Origin of the sequence: Chitinophaga sancti (genome assembly GCF_034424315.1) — a bacterium.
GTDB classification, from domain to species: domain Bacteria; phylum Bacteroidota; class Bacteroidia; order Chitinophagales; family Chitinophagaceae; genus Chitinophaga; species Chitinophaga sancti.
This window is the reverse complement of record NZ_CP139972.1, coordinates 5,235,314-5,257,227: the sequence shown is the minus strand read 5'-3', so window position 1 is coordinate 5,257,227 and position 21,914 is coordinate 5,235,314. Positions and strand designations below refer to the sequence as shown.

Genomic DNA, 21,914 nt, shown 5'->3' with positions numbered 1-21,914 from the left:
AGTTGAAGATTAATACAGGCTCCGGTAAATATCCAGGTAGCCTTTTGCCATATTATCATAGCTGAAACGTGCTGCATAGGCTTTAATTGCCTCCGCAGGGTTCTTTTGCTGATAATCGAGCATGCCATTCCGGAATACTTCCTGCATGCTGCCTGGTTCAAAATCCAGGAAATAGTAACTCAGTGGTCCGCCAACTTCAGGCAAACTTGTTTTGGTAGAGAGGAAGCATGGTTTACCCATGGTCATCGCTTCTATCACGGGTATTCCAAAACCTTCAGCGATAGAAGGGAAAAGGAAACCTTCACAGTGGCTAAGGTACCAGTATTTATCGGGATACGATATGGCGCCCAGGATTTTCACCCGGTCAGCCACGCCATGCTCCTGTGCTTTTACCTGTATCTGCTGTTTGTATTGCTCATCGAAGATGGGGCCGGCTATGATCAGTTCATAATCGTTTCCTTTCAGCAATGCCGGGAGCACATGAAAGTTCTTTTTTGCATTTACACCTCCAAGGCTAAACAGGAATGGTGTGGCCGGGCGGTAAGCAGGTGCATCAAAGTCAGGAAAGGTTTCCAGGTGGCCTCCATTGTATACTACGCTGGTCTTTTTATTGCCCAGGTTCAAGTGTGTTTTTACATCGTCCATCACGAACTGAGAAATGGTCACCACGTGATCAGCACGGTCTATGTTTTTCTGAACGGATTTCAGGATTGCTTTGATCTTTGCAGGAGCTTGTTTTTCGTGAATGGCGTTCAGGTCGTGGATCGTTAATACCATGGGCGTTTTGCCAGGCTGTGGTATATACCGGGTGGACTGGAAGGTGGTATGCCATACGGTTGGTTTGAAGTCTGGCATCCAGTATTTGTGCAGGGAGTTCTTTTTAATGTAGGTGCCTTCATTGCCAAAAAATCCCTGCAGGTGTCTGGGCATATAGAACACCATTTCCTCATTGGCCGCTTTGTTTTTCAGGAGGGCAAAGCCCAGCTGTTTACAGAATTCATAGAGTCCTGTATTGGCGTATTTCATTTTCTCGCAGTCGAGTAAGAGTCGCGGCATATAAGTTTGAATGGTAATTGGGGGTTAAATATATATTCTATAATTTAGAAACCATGACGAATTTCATTCCCATATTTCCCTTAGGTATTGTTGTGTACCCTCAGGAGCAGCTGAACCTGCATATATTCGAGCCGAGATATAAACAGCTTATCAGGGAATGTATAGCCGAGCAGAAGCCTTTTGGAATTCCTTCTGTGATTGACAATAAGATCGTAGAGTACGGTACCCTGGTAGAAGTAGTGCGTGTGGAGAAGTCTTACGAAACCGGGGAGCTGGACGTGGTGACGAGCGGTACAAAAGTGTTTCGTATACTGGAGGTGATCAAAACCATTCCTGACAAGTTATACACGGGGGCCATTGTTAACTATCCTGAGAATCAGTATAACCTGAATGAACGTTTACAAAAGCAGGTATTACTGGCACTGAGGGAACTGCATAACCTGTTGCAGGTCAATAAAAGCTTTAAAAAGGAGGATGCAGACCTCCTCTCCTACGATATTGCGCATCATGCGGGCCTGTCCCTGCACGAGGAATATGAATTGCTGCACCTGTTCCAGGAACTGCAGCGGCTGGAATACCTGAAACGGCATTTGCTAAAGGTAGTGCCGTTGATGGCAGAAATGGAGCGGCTGAAGGACAGGGTAAAATTGAACGGACATTTTAGAAACCTGTCGGCAGGTGATATTTAGGCCAGGTTCCGGTTTGAATTTTTGATTGTCGGCCTCCCCTGCATTCGGAAAAGGCCCGCTACCGGCTTAAATAAATTCAGGATGATCCATTGCCATTTCAACTACATCATGACCCATATGCAGGAATTGCATAATTTTGCGCCCGAAGTACTTATATGAAGAAGATCATTACGCGTTTAGCGTTTCTATGGGTTTTGCTGGCTGCCGTATCGTGCGAGAACGATATGCAGGCTGTTATGAACCTCGATAAAAAAGCCGCTGCTGTAGAGGAAGGGAAGAAAATCAACTCCCTGTACAGTCAGAATGGTCACGTAAAGGCCAATCTGACAGCTCCTACCATGCTTCGCCACCTGGCGGCACCTATCTACGTTGAGTTCAATCACGGGCTGAAAGTATTGTTTTACAACGATACCCTGAGTGTAGAGAGCACATTGACAGCCCGTTATGGCAAATACTTTGAGAACGATGCCAATATCTTCCTGAAAGACCATGTAGTAGTGGTGAACAAAAAAGGAGAAAGGCTGGACTGCGAAGAGCTGAACTGGGATTCCAAGAAGCAGCAGTTTATTTCAAATACCAGGGTGAGGATCAGCACGGTTACAGATACCCTGTATGGTACGGGCCTGATTTCCAACCAGGATTTTACAGATTATACGATTATGCATCCTACCGGTCCTTTTGTGGTACAGGACACTACGATGCTTGATTAAGGATATTCCCACAACGATAACGGCCCATCATTGCGTATGCAATGATGGGCCGTTTCGCTTTAACCTATTTTTTAACCTAAAATTTTGTCCTTATAAAAACGCAAGAACCATGCCATTAAGTATGTGGATGCAGCGATCTATTTTATAATATAATGATACTCTCGCATGTGTTCGCAAAATCTCTAAATCCTGCATTAACAGGGAAAAATATAACATTCACCAAATGGCAGATTTTTCTACAAAACCGGCAATATATATTTACAATAGGTTTTTCATAGGATATGGTTAAATTATCAGGCGGTACTCTTACCGCCTTTTTTGTTATCTTAAGGCTTCAATACCACAATATTATGGAGCAGATCACCTGGCAGGATTTTGAAAAGGTTGTTATCCGGGTAGGAACTATTATAGAGGTAGCCGACTTTCCCAGGGCAAAGAACCCGGCATATCAACTATTAATTGACTTCGGACCTGAGCTGGGCATTAAGCGTTCATCCGCTCAAATCACCAAATTATATACTGAAGAGGACTTAATCGGTAAACAGATTGTTGCTGTAGTGAACTTCCCTGTAAAGCAGGTAGCCAATTTCTTTTCTGAGTGTTTGGTATTAGGTGTGGTAGGCAATGATAAAGAAGTAGTGCTTTTACAGCCGGACAGAATGGTTCAGAATGGCCTGCAGGTGGGCTAATGATGGTGTTCCGAAGAGTAATTAAAAATAATTACAATTTAAAAATTAAATAATATTATATTATTTATCATATATCGACTGACCACTTCATTCTTACCGTTTTACGAACTATTTTATAACGTTCACGGAAATGAGAGAAGAACTCAGTTTTGTAGACTATATCTTTGACTTAGGTTTTTCATAGGATATGGTTAAAATTATTACAAGGGCGGTATTCTTACCGCCCTTCTATTTTGAAGACAGGTGCTGCCATTAACAGCTCATCTGTCACGTTCACCCCTCAAAAACTGATTTTCGCTGTCAGAAGCAGCTACGTTTAACTTCCTTTTCATTACGTTCCCCAACAAAAATATAGCATTCACCAGAATGGGTTTTGACTGTATTCAAAATACGTGCACCTTTGGTATAGGTTTTTCAATAAAGATATGGTTAAAATTTTTCGGGGCTGTAGTCTTGCAGCCCCGTTTCTATTTTTATAAGTCTGCCGGAAACGGCTCTTCCAGTAAATAGCGATAGATAAACCGGTACATCTCCATATCACTATGCCTATTCTTGATACTGGTTCTCCACCCATGACGTTCTCCCGGGTACACCATAAATTCAAAATGCTTATTCATGTCTTCCAGCATATTGACGAGCTGGATACTATTCTGGATATGCACATTATCGTCCATGGTACCATGGGTGATCCTGATTAAGCCCTTATAGCGGTCCAGGTAGTGCATTGGTGAGGTGATCCGGTACCCTTCAGGGTTCTCTGCCGGGGAATCCATATATCTTTCTGTATAATGACTATCGTAGAGCTGCCAGTCGGTCACGGAATAGTTTGCCATTCCATAATTGAATACTGAAGCGCCATAGGTGAGGGCCATACAGGTCATATAACCTCCAAAGCTGCCCCCGGTAATGCAAACCTTGTTCGTATCCACATAATTCAGGGAACGGAGCCATTTGGTGGCATCCATATAATCCTCAATTTCATAGATGCCCGTTTTGCGGTGGATGTAGTTCATCCCCATTTTCCCCAGCTGACCGGAGCTACGGTTATCAATTACCACCTGGATAACGCCTTTTTCAGCCCACCACTGTGAGGTAAGATTCAGGTTCCAGCGATCATATACAGTGCCGGCATTCGGGCCTCCATAGATGCTGATGAGCACCGGGTACTTTTTGCCTTCCTGCATATGGAGGGGCATTGTTACTGTCATGGGCAGGGTTAAGCCATCGCGGGTGGTGTAAGACATTAACTTAGGCAGGGCCAGGTTATAACTGGCTATCTGATCGCCTTTGCTGTTTCCCAGTTCTCGGACTACCTTGCCTTTATTGTCCATCAGGGCTATGCGGGTTGGGGTAGCCAGGTTGGAGTAAGCGCTAATGAAATAATCACCATGCGGGCTCACTGCCGTAGCATGAAAGTAATCTCCGAAAGTGAGGCGGGTAATAGCGCCGCTATTCATATTTACTTTATAGAGGTCTGTGCGGGTAGAAGCTTCTTTGCGGGCTACGAAGTAGATATTTTCCTGTTTGGCATCGAAGGCCACGGTATAGTTCACGGTCCAGTTGCCGCTGGTCAGTTGTTTTTTCAGGGAGCCATCCATATTGTACCAATAGAGGTGTGACCAGCCTGTTTTATCGCTTTCTATGATGAAGCCCCTGCCTTTGTCCAGGATGGTCATACCATCTTTCCAGTCGATCCAGGTTGCCTGTTTTTCATCATAAACTTCTTTTTTGGCGCCGGTGCTCAGGTTGATATCATAGAGTTTCAGGTTGTCTTGTCCTCTGTTCATCCATTGTAACCACAGGTGATTGTCGCTGGTCCAGAATGGTGTACCGAAGTACTGGTCCGCTTTTTCATCAAAAGCTGCCCAGGTAGTGGTTCCCCCGGATACAGGCACCACTCCTACTTTCACTTCGGGGTTTTTATCGCCGGCTTTTGGGTAGCGGGTATTTTCTGTGTACCCATGCTGTCCTTTTTCGCTGTAAATGGGGAATACGGGTACCTGTGAGTCGTCGAAGCGCATATAGGCCAGGTACCTGCTGTCGGGGCTCCACCAGAATGCGCGGTATCTGGTGGGGCGGCCCAGGATTTCTTCGTAGTATACCCAGGAGGCATAACCATTGTACACTACCTCTGAGGCATCGCTGGTATAGCGGGTTTCTTTTTTAGTGGCTATTTCCACGCTGTAGAGGTCATTGTGCCGGGTGAAGGCTACGTACTTTCCATCAGGAGAAAGGGTCGGGTTTTTCTCCGTAAGCGTATCGTTGGTGAGCTGTGAGGTTGTACCATCAGCAGCAGTGTAGATAATATCGTGATTTTGTACAGCTACAGAAATACCGGCTTTGGAATATTCGGATGCGGCACCCGTTTTCACATCTACCTGGTAAGATTTGCCATTGCGTACTTCGATATAGTGTGTATCATCGGCCCAACCACTGATGTTGGGTAATGGCTGGGTGATGCCGGAAGGGGCATTCTTCCAGATCTGGTCGAAAGTAAGATCTTTTTTGTCCTGGGCACAAAGTGGCGCGGATAAAAGGCCCAGGGCTGCCAGGCAGCTGGTGACGTGACGTAATTGCATAGATCGGATTTGTTGTAAATTAAAAATCCGGCCTGTAACAGCCGGATCTTTCTTGATATAAGGTTGAAAAGAGAAGTCTATTGGCCTCTCTCTGGTTTCATTTGTGGGAAGAACAGTACATCCTGGATAGACAGGTTGTTCGTCATGATCATGGTCAAACGGTCGATGCCAATACCGATACCGGAAGTTGGTGGCATACCATATTCCAGGGCACGGAGGAAGTCGTAGTCGATGTACATCGCTTCGTCATCACCTCTTTCCATCAGTTTCACCTGATCTTCGAAGCGCTGGCGCTGATCGATAGGGTCATTCAGCTCGCTGTAAGCGTTTGCGAGTTCCTTACCGTTTACCATCAGTTCAAAGCGTTCTACCAGACCTGGTTTGCTGCGGTGTTTCTTGGTGAGTGGGCTCATTTCCACCGGATAGTCGATGATGAAGGTAGGCTGTACATAGTTGTGCTCAGCTTTTTCACCAAAGATCTCGTCGATCAGTTTACCCTTACCCATACTAGGTGCTACGCTGATACCCAGTTGCTTACAGGTGTCACGCAGTTGCGCTTCATCCATTTCGGAGATGTCGATGCCGGTATGTTCCTTAATCGCATCATACATGCTGATACGTTTGAAAGGAGCTTTGAAGTCGATCACCTTTTCTCCTACCTGTACCTGGGTGGTACCGTGCAGGGTGAGGGCGATCTTTTCCAGCAGGGTTTCGGTGGTACGCATCATCCACTCATAGTCTTTATAAGCGGCGTACATTTCCATTACGGTAAATTCCGGGTTGTGGGTACGGTCCATCCCTTCGTTGCGGAAGTCTTTGGCAAATTCGTACACCCCATCGAAACCACCTACGATCAGGCGTTTCAGGTACAGCTCATTGGCAATACGCATGTATAATGGAATATCCAGTGCATTGTGATGTGTCTTGAACGGACGTGCAGTGGCACCACCAGGGATTGGCTGGAGGATCGGTGTTTCTACTTCCAGGTAACCCAGGTCGTTGTAGAAATCACGGATGGTCTGCATGATCTTTGTACGCTTGATGAACGTATCCTTTACACCAGGGTTGATGATCAGGTCTACATAGCGCTGGCGGTACCTGAATTCAGGATCAGTTACAGCATCGAAGGTTTCACCGTCTTTTTCAGCTACATTTGGCAGTACGCGCAGAGATTTGGCGAGAAAATCCAGTTGTGTTACGTGGATAGATAATTCGCCGGTTTTGGTCACAAAAGCATATCCTTTTGCGCCTAGAATATCTCCCAGGTCGATCAGCTTTTTGAAAACAGTATCGAACATGGTCTTATCCTCACCAGGGCAGATGTCATCGCGGCGAATATAAAGCTGAATAGCGCCAGTATGGTCCTGGAGGCTGATGAAAGCCGCCTTCCCCATGTCACGTTTCTTCATAACACGGCCTGCAACGCAAATGTTTTGCAGTTGGTCTTTGGTTTCTTCACTATATACTGCCTTGATGTTAGCGGCAGTATTGTTTACTGGGTATTCTTCCGCTGGATAGGGGTTGATGCCCGCATTTTCCAGTTCCTGCAGTTTCTCCCTGCGAATAATCTCTTGCTCAGATAGTGATGTCATGTAAATACTGAATTACAATAATGGAGTGCAAAAATAATCGTTTTCTCCCCTTTGGCATTAATTTTTCTCTTAATTCCATAGGTTCTACATATTCCACACATAAAAACAGTAATCAGATGAAAACTATTATTGTGCCTACGGACTTTTCAGCAGCAGCATATAATGCCGCCCGCTATGCGCTGGGGCTGGCAGGGCAAATGGGGGCTACCCGGGTGGTCCTGTACCATGCTTATGAGCTGGTAGTGCCGGTACCGGATATGCCTTCGGCTATTCCGATGGTAGATTCCGGGGAATTGAAGCTGGCCAGCCAGGAGGGCCTGGAAAAGATGAGAAATGAGCTGGCTACAGATGTTCCTGCCAATGTAGTACTGGATCTGAAAGCAGAAAATCATCTGCTGGCAGCAAATATTGATGGATTTTGCCAGGAGCAGCAGGCAGATCTGATCGTGATGGGTACAGAAGGTGGCAGCCATTTCGAAGAGATCCTGATTGGTTCCAATTCGGTAGATGTGGCAAAGCATACGGCTTGCCCGGTGATTATTGTGCCTGCAGATGCAGTGTACCACCCGATCCGGAAGATTGTATTTGCCTGCGATTTTAAACACATAGGGGAAAATACGCCCATTGGGCCGCTCAAAAGCTTGCTCAGGCTATTTAATGCAGCGCTGCATGTATTGAATATTGATCACTCCGGGAAGGGGCTGGCAGGCGAAACGCCTATGGAGAGTTTGCTGCTGGATACCCTGCTTGAAGGGTATCATCCAATTTATCATTTTGTAGACAATGAGAATGTAGCGGATGGTATTATGGAATTTTCTGAGAAAGAGGGCGTCGATCTGATCTTTATAATACCCCGGAAACATGGGTTGTTCGAAGGTATGTTCAGGAGAAGCCGGACTACACAGTTAGCTTTTCGCAGTCATATTCCATTGCTGACAATACACGAATAGGAAAATACGTTATTTTTATAGCCTGTAGCAGCCCCGGGTCGCCATGCGATCCGGGGCTGCTGTGCGAAGAGCTACCCTTCATCACTAATTGAATTGGTAGATTAAATATTGTTATTAATTTGCATGTAAACCACAACTTCAACAATATGTTTAAGAAACTATGTCTTCTGTTTTTGGCTGGTATTTCTTTGGGAACGGTATCACAGGCCCAGTTATTAAAGAATTTGAGTAAAGCTGTAAGTAATGCCGCCAGTGGCGCAACTGGAAGTACTGCTGGTGTTTCACAGACAGATGCAGGGAATGCGATCAAGGAGGCATTGTCAAATGGGGTAGCAAAAGGTATTGCTTCGCTGAATAAGACAGATGGTTTCTTTGGTAGTGAAGTGTATAAGCTGTTATTACCTCCTGATGCAGTGAAGATCGGCAATACATTGAGAAGTGTAGGTCTGGGCAGCCAGGTGGATAAAGCGATCTTGTCTATCAACCGCGCAGCTGAAAAAGCGGTAGGTTTTGCAGCACCTATTTTTGTGGATGCAATTAAGGAAATGACGATTACGGATGCGTTAAACCTGTTGAAGGGTTCTGACAGTTCTGCTACTGTTTACTTCAAGAATAAGACGACTGCAAAGCTGAAGGCTGCGTTTTCTCCTGTGGTGAAAGGTGCGCTGGATAGTACCAGTGCCACTAAGTATTATGGAAATATTGTAACCAGCTACAATAAGCTGCCGACTACTTTTAATAAAGTGAATCCTGATCTGCAGGATTATGTGACGGGTATGGCAGTGAATGCGCTGTTTGATCAGATTAAGGTGGAGGAGAAGAATATCAGGGCAAATCCTGCGGCGAGGACTACGGAGTTGCTGAAGAAAGTGTTTGGTAGTGTCACTTCAAAATAAAGCAAAAAATAAGGTTTGCCTCTGGCAAACCTTATTTTTTGGTCGCAAATGTTTCGGCTTTTGATCGCAGATGTCTCGGCTGAAGGCCTCAGCAACATTAGCTTATACTGCCAGTAGTATTTGCCAGGCTTCGGCAACTTTGCCTTCGTTTAATAGTCGCAGTGCGTAGGCATGCAGCTCTCTTTCCATTTCATCGGGCGTAATACTGTAGTACTGGAAAATATTCTTCAGATGCTCATCCTCAAATGCCGGATCTATCACCGGGTGCTCATGCACATTTGCCAGTTGTCCTAAATGATTGCCGGTCAGGATCCTGCTATTCCGGATATGCAAAGGCAGGGCATCAATGCCGATTCCCAGCGCTGTATTTGGCTTTGCTACTTCAAATACCGCATCCCCGGAAGCCCTGCAATAATAATCCCCTCCCATTCTTGCTACCAGATCCAGTTTATGCGGATCGATCCCTCCTTTTTCATTCAGCACTTCATCGCTGATGTGGATCATGACTGGTTCACAAATCACCAGGTTACCCGCACCACCTTCTGTACCTGTTTCAATGATCTGCCGTACGATACATTCTATCTGTACCGGGCTTTCCTTCACTCTGAAAGGTCTTATCTTTTCAGATGCGATTGCAGTGAATCCTGCTTTCTCAAATTCATTGATCTCTCTGGGGTATTCGCAACTGGCTAAAGAGGTTTGTTGAACCATGGCATAATTCACCATATTGATCACCACTTCTTTCACCTCGTACAGGTTCTCCAGTGTATGTTTGGTGGTATTATCCCTCACCCTGCGCGAAGGTGAAAAGATGAGTGTTGCAGGATTGGTACCGAAAATATTAAAGAAGCTAAAAGGCGATAAATTAGGTCTCCCCTCTTTATCGACAGTGCTTGCAAAACAGATTGGCCTGGGTGCGATTGCACCCTGTAAATATCCTTGCAGTACGGCGGTGCTTACCTGCCCGGGAATGATCTGCATTTATTTCTTCAGTTTGAGGATCGAAAAATCTGAATCTTCTGCTACGATGGTGTTGCTCAGTTTTCCCAGGCCTTCTATTTCCAGTTCTACCACATCACCTTCCTGCAGCCATTGTTCAGGATATTCAGGATTATTGAGTTTACCGGTACCGTTTAGCTCCAGGAAACAGCCGGTACCTACAGTGCCACTGCCAATTACATCGCCGGGCATGATGTTCGCCCCGTAAGAGCAGCGTTGAATGATTTCGGCAAAGGTCCAGTCCATATCTGCCAGATTGCCTTCGCTGACCTGTACCCCATTTACATGGCAGGTCATTTTCAGGTTAAAAGCTTTGCCGGTGTGGCCTGGTTTAGGCTCGGTGAGCAGGGGGGCCAGTTCATCGGGGGTAACCAGCATCGGGCCAATTACGGTGCTGAAGTCTTTGCCTTTGCAGGGGCCCATATTCAGTTTCATTTCATCCATTTGCAGGGTACGTGCACTCATGTCATTCATGATCATGTATCCGCCAATGTATTCATCTGCTTCTTCGGCAGGAATATTACGGCCTGCCTTGCAGATCACGATGGCAGCTTCCAGTTCAAAGTCCAGTTTTTCAAAGTGATCGGGCATGCAGTATACATTGCCCGGACCCTGGATCGCATTGTGGTTGGTAAAGTAAAATACGGGGAACTGGTCGAATTCTTCAATCATGGGTACCCTGCGGTTACGGCGTGCAGAGGCTACGTGCTGGCGGAATGCATAAGCATCCCGGCAGGAATTGGGAAATGGCACAGGGGCCATCAGTGTCACTCTTTCTACCGGAATCGGGCTTGCTATGCCTACGTGTTTGCCGGCTTTGAGCTGGGCATCGGCTTCTTTTGCAATGTCGATCACATCTTCCCACATGAGCAGGAACATCTGCATGTTGCCGGGGAGATTGGGGTGAAGGTCCTGGGTGTTATAGAGTTGATTGTCTACCAAAATGGCCAGCTGGTCGCTCTCTTCCCGGAGGTAAGTAACAAGTTTCATAATATAACGTTCTGGTTGTATGATGTGTAAATATAACTTATACATTCTAATGGTTGCAATGTAGCGCTATTCATCACCCCCCGAAGCCTGATATTTCATTTCAGTGAGAAGATCGAAATTGAGATTACAACAAATAACTATTGTTTTCTGTATACATAGATGTTCCCTACCCTTCTGAGGTAGCAAATCCACATAATGACACAACAACAAATGCTAATTGCTATGTTAGGGTTTTCGCCTAAAGGATAATAAATAAGGGTCGCTCTTATATGTAATAATCTTTAATAAACCGGGCTGGTTTGATTGGTTTTTGACGGATGAAATACTTGTTTCGCGCGGCGTTATGTGTGATTCGGGGCGATTGTGAAGCAAACGAACAGTTCCTTTTCAGGTATACAAGTGAGAGAATTTATCAATATGAATTACTGTAAGAAAATGTACAGGAGTTATTCATAATCACACCGGGAAAGCACAGGTAAGATCGGCATAATATTAGTGCATTAGCACTTTGGCGAATGATTTTACAGGAAGATTTAAAGGAGTATTGAAGGCTTTATCAATTTGTAAAAATTTAAAGGGAGTCATGAAGTTTGATAAGATTAAGAACAAAGGGCAGGCGAGGTTATTTGAGAGCAGCTATTTAGAAATGCTCACTAAAACACATCCATTGGTAATATGGGGTATGTACATACCTATTATCGGGTATAGTCTTTATTACAGCAACACCTCATTGGGATTTAACATCACTACTGTATTAACGGTCTTTTTTGGTGCGATGTTATTCTGGACATTCTTTGAGTATATCATGCACCGGTATTTGTTTCACTTCGGCAGTGAGAGCCCGAAAATAAGGCGTGTTATATATGTGATGCATGGTAATCACCATGAGTATCCGCGCGACAAGCAGCGATTGTTTATGCCGCCTGTGCCCAGTTTGATACTGGCATCAGCGATCTTTGGTGTTCAGTATATTTTCCTGAGACAGTATACGTATATGTTCTTTCCGGGATTTATGTTAGGCTACCTGATATATGGGAGTATGCATTATGCAATTCATGCATGGAATCCACCGTTTAAGTTTATGAAGCCATTATGGCGCAATCATCATTTGCACCATTATAAGGCCGAGGAGAAAGGATTTGGGGTGAGTTCTTCTTTGTGGGATTGGGTGTTCGGAACATCATTTGAACTGGAGAAAGAGAAGGAGGATAAAGCGAAGGTACGTGAGCTGATGTTTGATAAATAGTTTACCATCTTTCTTCCCCGTCATCGTCATTTGCTGGTCTGGTAAAGGTTTTGCGGGATATAATTTTTTGCTGCTGACGCTCTATGAGCAAGGCAGCAATTTTTTTATATACAGCTGCTGTGGTGTCGTCAGCGAGTATTTGTCTTACTTTATTTTCGGATACATCGATTTTGTAGAGGAGTAGTACGAATTGCTGGAAGTCTTCGTTGATCATTGTTTCCAGCCTTGCAGCTAATAGTGATTCCAGTTGTTCGTAGGTGATATGATCCGGGATTGCAAGAGCGGTATTTGCTGCGATTTGTAGTGTTGTTTCCGGTAGTAATTGTTGCATTGTATTTATAATTTATTTCGATTTAAAAAAATAGCTGCTGCCATAGGCAGCAGCTATTTTTTTAAATCGACACTGCGTTTTATTTCATTCTTTTAATCTTGTAAGACGCATTCGTTACAATCCTTACAGGCACTTTCACATCGCTCTTAATCTTCTTTGCTTTATTCGCCTTATAAGTATATGTACCATTCATCTCAGTATTCTGCGAAGCAATACTGGGGAATCCTGAAGTACGATCAATCAGGTAATTGGTCATGATATCACCATTGATCTCGGCAGTTGCTACAATGCCGTCGTCAGTAGTAAAAGTCTCCACTTTATTTGTCACCACTTTACCTGTACCATTGATCTTGGCGGTCTGTGCATCCCATGTCTGCAGGTTCCAGTAGAGTGAAATATCACCAACCAGTCCGGTGCGGATAGGTACATTTTCTTCCCAGCGGGTACCGGTTTTGATACTGCGTACAGGATAGATCACCAGCAATTGTTCCAGCCAGGTATGGAATGCATTGGTGCCAAACTGGTCTTTCATGAGCTTTTTATAGGCCGTCTGCTCATCTGATTTCAGATTGGAGAAGGTAGCAGATGCTTTATCCAGCATATCATCCAGGCCCATTACTTTGTTGATATATCCGGAGGAGGAGATATCGACAGAGAATGGCTGATCGATAATACTTTTCAGGGCAGCCTGAAAGGGTTCTTTTTCGTTAGGCACGGCTGCATCCACCAGGATGTTCTGGTTACGTGCATTGAAATTGAACTTCAGCTCTTTATATCTGAAAGTCAGGGTGGCGTGGCCATCCGATGTTTCGGTTACCTCGATAGCAATGGTATTATTGAAGTCGCGGGTTACGCGTTGCATGATATCATCAACTGTCGTATAGGTTTCGCTGCGGCTTTCCTGTTTCAGTTCGAACTGCTGACCTTTGAGAAAATTGTAGCTCAGGTCTACATAGTCTCTTTTATCATCCTGTTGTTGTTGTGCAAATGCCGGCAAGGCCAGGGTGGTGCCCAGGGCCATTGACACAAAAAATCGCTTCATCATTACGCTATATTTATTAAACATATTTTTCAATGACGCCGAGGCCAAACAACGCGAAATCGTATTTGGCGGGGTCTTCAGGATCCAGCTGCCGCAGCTTTTCGGTCAGATCCAGCGCTGTGCGCCAATCTGCCTTGGCTGCAGAGATCAATCCCAGCCTGGTAGCGACTCTGCCCACATGCACATCTACAGGGCATACCAGTTGTGAAGGGCTGATGTGCTTCCATAGTCCAAAATCCACGCCATTTTCATCTTTTCTAACCATCCAGCGTAAATACATGTTCAGGCGCTTACAAGCGGAGTTCCGGGCAGGGGTGGAAATATGTTTCCGGGTCCTTTCCGGGTGCTCCATGGCGAAGAATATTTTATGAAACCCGATGAGGGCTTTTTCGATATTTTGGTCTTTAGGGGTCAGGTGGCCGCTAAAGGCAAATTCCAGGGAAGTAACGTTGCCATAATAGTGCTGCAGGAACTCGACAAAGTAGAGCAGGTCTACTCCATTGAAGGTTCGGTGGCAGAACTGCATGAGTTTCATTCGTTCTCTGGGTTGGTGGTTTTTGATGAAGTCGTAAGGCTCATTGTCCATCAGCTTCATCAGTTCTGTGCATTTATTGATAATGGTGGTCCGGTTGCCCCAGGCAAGTATTGCAGCAAAAAGCCCTGCGATTTCGATATCCTGTAATTTGGAAAACCTGTGAGGGATCGTAATGGGATCGCCGCTTATAAAATCGGGCGTATTATAATACGCCGCTTTGGTATCCAAAAACGCCTTCAGTTGCTGGAATTTCATGGTGGTCATTCGGTTAGGTGTGTCTGTAGGCCGGCATAATATTGCAGCATGACGCATTGAAAATAAGTAAAATTGTGAAAACGGATGTCCCAAAAAAACAAACGCTTCTGCCAGCGGCAGAAGCGTTTGCTATTATCCGATAGCTTTCGACAGGTCGGCGATCAGGTCATCAGCATCTTCGATACCTACGCTCAGTCGGATCAGCGAATCTACCAAACCGTTGCTAATGCGTTCTTCGCGGGGAATCGATGCATGGGTCATAGAAGCCGGGTGGCCTATCAGTGACTCCACCCCTCCCAGCGATTCTGCCAGGGAAAAAAGGTGTGTACCGCTCAGCACTTTCGTGGCAGCTTCGATACTATCGTCTTTCAGGGTGAAGGAGATCATGCCACCATAGCCACGCATCTGTTTTTTAGCAATATCGTGATTGGGATGGTCCTGAAAGCCACACCAGTATACCTTTTCTACTTTGGCGTGCTGGCGAAGGAAGTGTGCAACAGCGGCGCCGTTTTCACAATGCCTTTGCATGCGCACATGCAGGGTTTTCAGACCTCGCAGTACCAGGAAGCAGTCCTGTGGGCCGGGTACTGCCCCGCAGCTGTTTTGTATGAAATATAACTGTTTGGCGAGTTCTTCATCTTTTACGATGATAGCGCCATGTACGACATCGCTGTGGCCACCCAGGTATTTGGTGGCAGAATGGACTACGATGTTAGCACCCAGATCCAGTGGATTCTGGAGGTAGGGAGAGGCGAAGGTGTTATCGACCGCCAGGAGTAAATTATGTTCGCCGGCAATTTGTGCACAGGCGGCAATATCGATAATGTTGAGCAGCGGATTGGTAGGTGTTTCTATCCAGATCAGCTTTGTATTGGCATTGATATAATTGCGGATGTTCTGTGCATCCTGCATGCCTGCGAAATGAAATTTGATGCCATAGCGCTCAAATATTTTAGTAAAGATGCGATAGGTGCCACCATAAAGGTCGTTGCTGGCAATGACTTCATCTCCGGGGTTCAGGAGTTTCATCACTGCATCTGTAGCGGCCAGACCACTACCGAAGGAGATACCGAATTTCCCATTTTCTATGGCTGCCAGTGCATTTTGCAGGGCATCGCGGGTAGGGTTCTGGGTACGGGCATACTCATAGCCTTTGTGCTGGCCAGGGGCGCTTTGAACATACGTGGAGGTCTGAAATATGGGGGTCATAATGGCACCGGTGGATGGATCCGGCGTTACACCCGCGTGAATGAGTTTAGTTCCCAGCTTCATGCCTGTAAGATTTAGTGATTATTAGGAAAGGACCAAAGGTACGATCCTCCGTACATCCCACAAACGGCAAAATGCGTAGAACTACGTATAATGAAAGTAGTTGTAGTCAAAAATAGCTTTTCTGAGGGAGCTACACGGCTGAATTCGCTACGTTCACGAACTATTTTCTCACGTTGGGCTGATACCGTAGTATTCCCGCGGTATTTCAGGCTAATTTTGGAACAGGTTTTTCATAGGATATGGTTAAAATTCGTGGGCGGTATTCTTACCGCCTTTTATTTTTTAACAGGAGCTGTTGTATTACTAAACTTCACGGGCAGGCTCACACTTACTACATCCCATGCAATGATCAGGTTTGCACCATGATCAGCTTTTTCAAATACCATGGTAAAAGGTTCTACCGGCGTATCCATTTTGGTTACAGGTATCTCTGTTCTCACCACATCTTTTGATTCACTGTATTTGAATGCGCCCCAAACATCCGTATCCCTGTTGATGATGATGGTCCACTTAGTTTCGTTCGGAATGGCATACATGGTATAGCGGCCTTTAGGCACCAGTTTGCCTCCGATTGACACCGGGCGGTAGAATTCCACTTCTGTTGCTTCGTTGGCACCAAGGCGATAGAGTTCTCCATATGGTTCCAGGTCACCAAAGATCTTTCTTCCTTTCTTCTGTGGCCGGCTATAGATTACACGTGCAACGAGTGTACCGGGTTCTCCTTTAACTTTTACAACGTAAGGATACATTACAGGGTAATACGCCATATCCATAGGGCTGGAATCCAGTGGTGGTAACTTCTTGTCCTGTGCAAACACAGCACTGCAGCCAAACAGGGTAATCAATGCGGCGATGAATACTTGCTTCATTAATAGGTCTTAATTGTTCAAAAAATATAGTTGCACAAACCTACGACTAAAGTTATAGAGATGTGAGATCGCCTGGTACATTTTGCACAAAGGTGACAAGGTCAGGGAAAAAAGTCTGATAGCTGGCAGAGAGCGCATCGTAATTTTCTTCGAAAGCGGCAAAGGGTACATCGGCAGAAACATCGAGATAACGGCTTCTTCTGACAATACCACTGAAGGTCTTGTACATACCATCATTCAGGCGATAGCCATACAACCAGTTTTGTTCCTTCATGTATCTGAATATTTCCTGGAAACCCGGTGGTAATATTTGATGGTGTTGCTGCAGCGACGTGTATACTTCCTGTGCAAAGGTGGCCAGACTATCGTCCGGAAAACGGGTTGCATCATTGGCGAGGAAATGGTCGTAGGCGATGTCGATGAATACGGCGCTGTATTTACCACAACCCGGCTGAAAGATTCTCTTGGCTTCCAGTGTAGCGGGATGTGTATCGGTGAAAGCATCAATGAGCCTGTGTAATCGAATGCCCTTTTGAATACCGGCATCATAATCCTGCCAGTGCTTTCCTTTCACGAAATCGGCAATCATATTGCCAATAGTGATAGAAGGCTGGTGATATGATAAATATGCATGGGCGAGAAAATTCATATAGCGAAGATAGATTTTATTTTCCTTGTCCAGTTTAACAAAAGCTTAACGTAGGAGCCTGCAACTTTCCTTCATCCAGTGCAACTCTTCAGTGGTAAAGCTTGTATATCGTGTCCGGAAAAGGAGTATAGCCCCATTATTACAGGAGATTGCGCACATCTTATCCAGTGGGTCTCCACTTGTAACAAAAGCCTTGACCTACCTACCTGGAAGCACGTACCTTTGATTCATCAAACAAAAAAGTTTCCGCCATGAAACAATTCAGTTCAAAAATCAGTAACCACATTGCACCTGTGGGTGTAAGGCCTTTTGGCCGTTTCAAAAAGCTGTTGCTCCTGGTAGCAATAGCTGTATTTACCTCGGTTTATTCCTTTGCTGGTACAGGTGCCAAGGAGCTTGAAGCTTCCAGCACACTAAAGACTGCAATGGAGAAAGAGTTTACCGGAGCTTCCGGCATCAAATGGTATAGCGATGACAACAAGACCTTTATGGCGCGTTTCACGCTGAATGAGCATAACATTACCGCTTACTTTGATGGAGAGGGCCATTTGCTGGCTACGCGTCGTTATGTGGACGTTGTAAACCTGCCACTGGCGGTATCTACAAAGCTGGCGCAGCGTTATCCTAACGAAGCTATCCGCTGGGTAGTGGAGTTCCAGATTGAGGGAGCTACAGCGTATTATGTAACACTGGAAGGTAGCAATACCTGGAAGGTGATCAAAGCAAGTGCAAACGGCGACCTGAGCGTACACCAACGCATGAAGAAGGCCTAAGTTGCTTTTTAAGTTAGAGAAGACTATTGTTAATTTTTGGAAACCGGGGTATTTATTGCCCCGGTTTTTTTATTGGCATTCCTTACCTTTGCCCTTCTGTTTCAAGATTTAAACTTATTCAACAACGGAAATGAACAAAGGTCCAATTTCTCAATTTATCCAGCATCACTATCGCCACTTTAATGCGGCTGCACTGGTGGATGCTGCTAAAGGATATGAAGCTCACTTACTGGAAGGGGGCAAAATGCTGGTATCTCTGGCGGGTGCAATGAGCACCGCCGAGTTGGGTATCTCCTTCGCGGAAATGATCCGTCAGGGGAAAGTGGACATCATCTCCTGCACCGGGGCGAATCTGGAAGAAGATATCATGAACCTCGTTGCTCATACTCACTACAAGAGAGTACCTCACTACCGTGACCTGAGCCCTCAGGAAGAGTGGGATTTGCTGCAGGATGGCTTTAACCGTGTAACTGATACCTGTATTCCTGAAGAAGAAGCTTTCCGCCGTATCCAGGAACATATCTACAAGATCTGGAAAGACGCAGAAGATAAAGGTGAGCGCTATTTCCCACACGAATATATGTACAAGCTGCTGCTGAGTGGTGTGATGAAAGAACATTACGAGATCGATCCGAAGCATAGCTGGATGCTCGCTGCTGCTGAAAAGAATATTCCTATCGTAGTACCAGGATGGGAAGATAGCACTATGGGTAATATCTTCGCTTCTTACTGTATTAAGGGCGAACTGAAGCCTTCTACCATGAAGAGTGGTATCGAATACATGATCTGGCTGGCAGACTGGTACAAACACAATTCTGGTGGTAAAGGCGTTGGCTTCTTCCAGATTGGTGGTGGTATCGCGGGTGACTTCCCGATCTGCGTGGTGCCAATGATGTACCAGGATCTGGAATGGCATGATGTTCCATTCTGGGGCTATTTCTGCCAGATCTCTGATTCTACTACCTCTTATGGTTCTTACTCAGGTGCTGTACCTAATGAGAAGATTACATGGGGTAAACTGGATATCAATACACCGAAATTTATCGTGGAATCTGATGCTACGATTGTAGCTCCGCTGATATTCTCATATTTGCTGGGTTGGTAATTACTACGAAAGCAAAAAGGCATCCGGGTGCTTGCCGGCCGCAGGCCACATCCCCGAAAAAAAAGCGTTTACCGTAGGTAAACGCTTTTTTTTCGCCATGAGTAAATACCTCGTAATTCAGAAAAGCGTATATTGTACCCTTATAACTTCCAATGCATGAAAAACATTATTCCACTACTCACGGTGGCAGCCGCTGTTAGCTTAAGCGCCTGCCAGTCAGGTACAAAATCCAATAATAATTCAGTAGACAGTATGCAGACCACTCAAGACAGCCTTTCAATCGAAGGGAAGATACCCGCTGCCCCTTTTGACAGCACAGTAGACGGTAAACAGACAAAATTGTATTACCTGAAAAGTAAAGGTAATGTGCAGGTTGCCATTACAAACTATGGCGCTAAAATCGTAAGCCTGCTGGCTCCTGATAAATCGGGTAAGCTGGAAGACGTGGAACTGGGATATGACAATATCTCCCGCTATGTGACTACCAAAGAAAGATACTATGGTGGGATCGTAGGCCGCTATGGCAACCGTATTGCGAAGGGTAAATTTAAACTGGACGGTAAGGAATATACACTGGCTACCAACAATGGTCAGAACCATTTGCATGGTGGTAAAAAGGGTTTCAATGATGTGGTATGGGATGCTGAACAAACAGCGCCTAACACACTGAAACTGCACTACCTGTCAAAAGATGGTGAAGAAGGTTATCCTGGTAACCTGGCTGTAACGCTTACCTATACACTGACTGACAGCAATGAACTGAAAATTGATTATTCAGCGACCACAGATAAAGCAACAGTTGTTAACTTAACTAACCACTCTTTCTTTAACCTGGCAGGTGCTGGTAATGGTACTATCAATGATCACATCATGATGATCAATGCTGATAAATTTACACCTGTAGACAGTACGCTGATCACTACCGGTAAGTTAGAAGCAGTGAAAGGTACACCAATGGATTTCACTACACCTACCAAGATTGGTGAGAGAGTAGACGCTGATTTTGAGCAGCTGAAATTTGGTAAAGGTTATGATCATAACTATGTGCTGAATAAGAAGGGTAATGAACTGTCTCTGGCAGCGAAAGTAGAAGAGCCTAAAAGTGGCCGTACTTTAGAAGTATGGACAACTGAGCCGGGTATCCAGTTCTATGGTGGTAATTTCCTGGATGGTACAGATAAGGGTAAGGATGGTAAGACTTATGGCCATCGCGAAGCATTTGCGCTGGAAACACAGCATTATCCTGATTCTCCAAACAAGCCAGGTTTCCCAAGTGTGGTGCTGAAACCAGGTGAGACTTATACTTCTGAGTGTATTTACAAATTTGGAGTGAAATAAATCTTTTCCGCCCCCCACCCTGTGGGGGGCGTTCTTTTAAAAGAATAGCCCGGAGGCGATACCATCTGCAAAAAGCCTTCCTTCGGGCGTTAATATTAGCTTCTCCCCTTCCTGCCGCATCCAGCCTTTCTGCAAATACTTTGTGCTTTCTTTTAGTATTTTTTCTTTTTTATCATTCCCGAACCTCTCTGCCACTACTGCCAGATCACACCCTGCCGAAGTTCTTAAAGCCGTCATCAGGTATTCGTTTAACATCATCACCGGTGTCAACTCTTCCCGCCCGAAATTTAATTCCCCCTTCTCCAGGCTCTTTATATACAGCGCATTATTCGCCACATTCCACTGCCTGGACTGTGTATCAAAACTATGGGCAGACGGACCTAATCCCAGGTAAGAAGCACCCTGCCAGTAACTGCTGTTATGCCTTGAATGCCATCCTGTTAACGCAAAATTCGAAATCTCATATTGCTCATACCCGGCATCTCCTGTCCATTTCAATAACTGCTCAAAATGTCGTGCAGCTTTATCAGCATCTACCGCAGGCATCTTCTTCTTTTTAATAAAATGATCCAGCGCAGTACCCGGTTCCACCGTCAAGGCATAACAGGAAAGATGCGGTACGCCTAATTCTAATGCCTGCTGCACATTATACTCCCAGCCGGCATCTGTTAGCGTGGGGCCACCGTATATCAGGTCAATTGTTATATTCTCAAAGCCCGCATCCTGCGCATGTAGAATACTATCTTTAGCCTGCAGGGCATTATGCGCTCTATGCATCCATTTCAGATCCTCCTCATGAAATGACTGAATACCGATACTCAGCCTGTTCACACCTGCCTTTTGCAGCATCTGCAGTTTATCAGGCGAAAGATCATCCGGATTCGCTTCCAGCGTGACTTCCGCACCTGTATTCACAGTAAAATTCCTGTGGATGGCTTCCAGTAATCGAAGCAGGTCCTTTTCGGGTAATAAACTCGGTGTACCACCGCCAAAATAGATAGTATTGATTGGGGCACCAGACAGATAATCTTTCCGGATCTCAATCTCCTTTAACAGTGCTGTCACAATTGCTGGCTGCTGCGCCAGAGAAGTGGAGAAATGAAAATTGCAATAGTAACAAGCCTGCTTACAAAAAGGAATATGCAAATAAATACCCGCCATTCTGCAAAGGTGGGCATTTATCCGCGATTTAGCGCACAGTCATTTCGCGGTCGTGTAATAGTTTGTTCCCTGCTTGCTGAAGAAGAGCCTTTTGTCGCAGCATAGTGCTTCGGGTCCACAAAAAAGGTAGCTGTAACCTGATAACAGGATTGAAGTCAAACATTGTAAACTTCAAAGAGGATTAATTA

21 protein-coding genes are annotated in these 21,914 nt (G+C 45.3%); 9 read left to right on the top strand and 12 right to left on the bottom strand.

Going from position 1 to position 21,914, the window contains the following annotated elements; genetic code table 11:
- Window positions 1-9: 9 nt before the first annotated feature.
- Complete coding sequence (locus tag U0033_RS20345) at window positions 10-1,056, bottom strand: glycosyltransferase family 4 protein (protein WP_083571418.1); 1,047 nt, start codon at window positions 1,054-1,056, stop codon at window positions 10-12.
- A 53-nt stretch (window positions 1,057-1,109) separates the two neighbouring features.
- On the opposite strand from U0033_RS20345, the gene U0033_RS20340 reads away from it, so the two are divergent.
- From U0033_RS20340 to U0033_RS20330, 3 genes are all read left to right on the top strand, one after another.
- Window positions 1,110-1,745, top strand: a complete 636-nt coding sequence (locus U0033_RS20340) for an LON peptidase substrate-binding domain-containing protein (protein WP_072358571.1) — start codon at window positions 1,110-1,112, stop codon at window positions 1,743-1,745.
- Window positions 1,746-1,900: 155 nt separating this feature from the next.
- Complete coding sequence (gene lptC, locus U0033_RS20335; protein ID WP_083571417.1) at window positions 1,901-2,455, top strand: LPS export ABC transporter periplasmic protein LptC; 555 nt, start codon at window positions 1,901-1,903, stop codon at window positions 2,453-2,455.
- A gap of 350 nt (window positions 2,456-2,805) precedes the next feature.
- Window positions 2,806-3,144, top strand: coding sequence for a tRNA-binding protein (locus tag U0033_RS20330; protein WP_072358566.1), 339 nt, complete (start codon window positions 2,806-2,808; stop codon window positions 3,142-3,144).
- Between the two features lie 473 nt (window positions 3,145-3,617).
- Here U0033_RS20330 and U0033_RS20325 read toward each other — a convergent pair whose 3' ends face one another.
- Both U0033_RS20325 and lysS read right to left on the bottom strand, forming a co-directional pair.
- On the bottom strand, window positions 3,618-5,723 hold the full coding sequence (locus U0033_RS20325; protein ID WP_083571416.1) for a S9 family peptidase: 2,106 nt from the start codon (window positions 5,721-5,723) through the stop codon (window positions 3,618-3,620).
- Between the two features lie 77 nt (window positions 5,724-5,800).
- The gene (gene lysS / locus U0033_RS20320) at window positions 5,801-7,315 is read right to left on the bottom strand and encodes a lysine--tRNA ligase (protein WP_072358564.1); all 1,515 of its coding nucleotides are present in this window, start codon (window positions 7,313-7,315) and stop codon (window positions 5,801-5,803) included.
- Between the two features lie 116 nt (window positions 7,316-7,431).
- On the opposite strand from lysS, the gene U0033_RS20315 reads away from it, so the two are divergent.
- On the top strand, window positions 7,432-8,265 hold the full coding sequence (locus tag U0033_RS20315; RefSeq protein WP_177318565.1) for a universal stress protein: 834 nt from the start codon (window positions 7,432-7,434) through the stop codon (window positions 8,263-8,265).
- 146 nt (window positions 8,266-8,411) lie between these two features.
- The gene (locus U0033_RS20310; RefSeq protein WP_072358560.1) at window positions 8,412-9,161 is read left to right on the top strand and encodes a DUF4197 domain-containing protein; all 750 of its coding nucleotides are present in this window, start codon (window positions 8,412-8,414) and stop codon (window positions 9,159-9,161) included.
- Window positions 9,162-9,263: 102 nt separating this feature from the next.
- Here the strand turns inward: U0033_RS20310 and U0033_RS20305 are convergent, their stop codons facing one another.
- The gene (locus U0033_RS20305; RefSeq protein WP_072358558.1) at window positions 9,264-10,142 is read right to left on the bottom strand and encodes a flavin reductase family protein; all 879 of its coding nucleotides are present in this window, start codon (window positions 10,140-10,142) and stop codon (window positions 9,264-9,266) included.
- Window positions 10,143-11,150 (bottom strand): fumarylacetoacetate hydrolase family protein, encoded by a 1,008-nt coding sequence (locus U0033_RS20300; protein ID WP_072359049.1) that lies wholly within the window; start codon window positions 11,148-11,150, stop codon window positions 10,143-10,145.
- Window positions 11,151-11,733: 583 nt separating this feature from the next.
- On the opposite strand from U0033_RS20300, the gene U0033_RS20295 reads away from it, so the two are divergent.
- Window positions 11,734-12,396 carry a sterol desaturase family protein gene (locus U0033_RS20295; protein ID WP_072358556.1) on the top strand — a complete coding sequence of 221 codons (663 nt, stop codon included), beginning with the start codon at window positions 11,734-11,736 and terminating at the stop codon, window positions 12,394-12,396.
- A 1-nt stretch (window position 12,397) separates the two neighbouring features.
- Here U0033_RS20295 and U0033_RS20290 read toward each other — a convergent pair whose 3' ends face one another.
- The 6 genes from U0033_RS20290 to U0033_RS20265 all read right to left on the bottom strand — a co-directional run bounded on the left by U0033_RS20290 (window position 12,398) and on the right by U0033_RS20265 (window position 17,349).
- Complete coding sequence (locus U0033_RS20290) at window positions 12,398-12,727, bottom strand: hypothetical protein (protein ID WP_072358554.1); 330 nt, start codon at window positions 12,725-12,727, stop codon at window positions 12,398-12,400.
- Between the two features lie 79 nt (window positions 12,728-12,806).
- Window positions 12,807-13,772, bottom strand: coding sequence for a DUF6263 family protein (locus tag U0033_RS20285; RefSeq protein ID WP_143150655.1), 966 nt, complete (start codon window positions 13,770-13,772; stop codon window positions 12,807-12,809).
- 13 nt (window positions 13,773-13,785) lie between these two features.
- On the bottom strand, window positions 13,786-14,559 hold the full coding sequence (locus tag U0033_RS20280; RefSeq protein ID WP_072359047.1) for a TIGR02757 family protein: 774 nt from the start codon (window positions 14,557-14,559) through the stop codon (window positions 13,786-13,788).
- Window positions 14,560-14,691: 132 nt separating this feature from the next.
- Entirely contained in the window at window positions 14,692-15,831 is a 1,140-nt protein-coding gene (locus U0033_RS20275) for a cystathionine gamma-synthase (protein ID WP_072358550.1), read from the bottom strand.
- 275 nt (window positions 15,832-16,106) lie between these two features.
- Complete coding sequence (locus tag U0033_RS20270; RefSeq protein WP_072358548.1) at window positions 16,107-16,700, bottom strand: DUF2911 domain-containing protein; 594 nt, start codon at window positions 16,698-16,700, stop codon at window positions 16,107-16,109.
- Window positions 16,701-16,752: 52 nt separating this feature from the next.
- On the bottom strand, window positions 16,753-17,349 hold the full coding sequence (locus U0033_RS20265) for an acyl carrier protein phosphodiesterase (protein ID WP_072358546.1): 597 nt from the start codon (window positions 17,347-17,349) through the stop codon (window positions 16,753-16,755).
- Window positions 17,350-17,600: 251 nt separating this feature from the next.
- On the opposite strand from U0033_RS20265, the gene U0033_RS20260 reads away from it, so the two are divergent.
- The 3 genes from U0033_RS20260 (at window position 17,601) to U0033_RS20250 (ending at window position 20,565) form a co-directional block, all read left to right on the top strand.
- Window positions 17,601-18,122 carry a hypothetical protein gene (locus U0033_RS20260; RefSeq protein WP_072358544.1) on the top strand — a complete coding sequence of 174 codons (522 nt, stop codon included), beginning with the start codon at window positions 17,601-17,603 and terminating at the stop codon, window positions 18,120-18,122.
- A 130-nt stretch (window positions 18,123-18,252) separates the two neighbouring features.
- Window positions 18,253-19,227 carry a deoxyhypusine synthase family protein gene (locus tag U0033_RS20255; RefSeq protein ID WP_072358541.1) on the top strand — a complete coding sequence of 325 codons (975 nt, stop codon included), beginning with the start codon at window positions 18,253-18,255 and terminating at the stop codon, window positions 19,225-19,227.
- 156 nt (window positions 19,228-19,383) lie between these two features.
- Window positions 19,384-20,565: an aldose epimerase family protein gene (locus U0033_RS20250; protein WP_083571415.1), complete on the top strand. Its 1,182-nt coding sequence runs from the start codon at window positions 19,384-19,386 to the stop codon at window positions 20,563-20,565.
- 36 nt (window positions 20,566-20,601) lie between these two features.
- Here the strand turns inward: U0033_RS20250 and hemW are convergent, their stop codons facing one another.
- Window positions 20,602-21,726: a radical SAM family heme chaperone HemW gene (hemW, locus tag U0033_RS20245; protein WP_072358539.1), complete on the bottom strand. Its 1,125-nt coding sequence runs from the start codon at window positions 21,724-21,726 to the stop codon at window positions 20,602-20,604.
- Between the last annotated feature and the right edge of the window lie 188 nt (window positions 21,727-21,914).